Source organism: Allosalinactinospora lopnorensis (assembly GCF_000981225.1).
GTDB classification, from domain to species: domain Bacteria; phylum Actinomycetota; class Actinomycetes; order Streptosporangiales; family Streptosporangiaceae; genus Allosalinactinospora; species Allosalinactinospora lopnorensis.
The window spans coordinates 1-333 of record NZ_LAJC01000206.1 but is presented as its reverse complement, the minus strand read 5'-3'; the positions used below and the strand labels follow the sequence as shown (position 1 = coordinate 333).

At 70.9% G+C, this 333-nt stretch carries 1 pseudogene; it reads left to right on the top strand.

From position 1 onward, the window contains the following. Positions 1 to 333, top strand: a pseudogene (locus tag VS93_RS29960) (type II secretion system F family protein); the annotation flags it as partial.

The window sequence follows — 333 nt, the reverse complement described above, 5'->3', positions numbered from 1 at the left end:
CGGTGCGCCGCCGCGCCGAGGAAGCCCGCGCCCAGTTCCAACAGGGCATGATCGCCTACCTCACGCTGGTGGCGCTCGAACGCCGTGCCGGCGCCGGCCCGCACCAAGCCCTGGTCCAGGCCGCAGATGTTGCCGACTCCTGGGTCTGGCGCCGTATTCGCGCTGCGCTGGACCACGCCATGCTCGGTCGACGCCCCACATGGGAAGGGCTGCGAGATCTTTCCCGGGACCTGGACATCTCCGAGCTGGCCGACTGCGCCGACATCATCGCCACCGGTTCAGAGGGAACAGCTGTGGCCGACAACCTGCTGGCCCGGGCGCGCAGCCTGCGGG